Here is a 596-nt window from a genome sequence, read left to right on the forward strand (position 1 = left end):
GCGTGCTCTTGGAGATACCGGTGCTCTCGCAGACCGCGCCGAGGGTGAGGCCCCGGTCTGTCCGCAGCCGGCGGAGCCGGGGGCCGACCTCGTCGAGGACGGCTTGGTACGGCGCTGGGGTGTCCATCCGGGCATTCCACCCCCTCGTCCCGGAGACGGCAACAGATGTTGTCAGCGGTTCCGCAGGGCGTCCTGGCTGGCGACGTACTTCAGCATCAGCCGGGCGAACTCCAGGCGCTCGTCCTCGGGCCAGTCCGCGGTGATCGCCTCGAAGGCGGCGCGCTGGTGGCGGCGGAAACGGGCCATCAGTTCCCGGCCCTCGGGGCTGAGGTGAAGGACCGTCCGGCGGCCGTCCTGCTGGGAGGCGGCGCGGATCAGGTAGCCGGCCGAGATGCCGTCGGAGACCATCCGGCTGGCCACCGAAGGATCCACCCCCAGATGAGTGGAGACCGCGCCGACGGTGACCTCCCGGGGTTCGGGGTCCTGTTCGGCCTCCAGCACGATGTTGAGGACCAGGGTCCGGCTCAGGTCCTTCGGGGAAATCGGGTTCTCGACCTCCAGCAGCGAGGACCGCCGGAGCTTCCCGAAGGCCGGGC

1 protein-coding gene is annotated in these 596 nt (G+C 70.6%); it reads right to left on the reverse strand.

Annotated features, from left to right (window positions below; genetic code table 11):
• Positions 1-171: 171 nt before the first annotated feature.
• Positions 172-596, reverse strand: a 425-nt coding sequence (locus tag ABD323_RS43995) for a MarR family winged helix-turn-helix transcriptional regulator (protein ID WP_344447610.1), incomplete at its 5' end; no start/stop codon positions are given.

Source organism: Kitasatospora nipponensis, assembly GCF_039528135.1.
Classification (GTDB): Bacteria; Actinomycetota; Actinomycetes; order Streptomycetales; family Streptomycetaceae; genus Kitasatospora; species Kitasatospora nipponensis.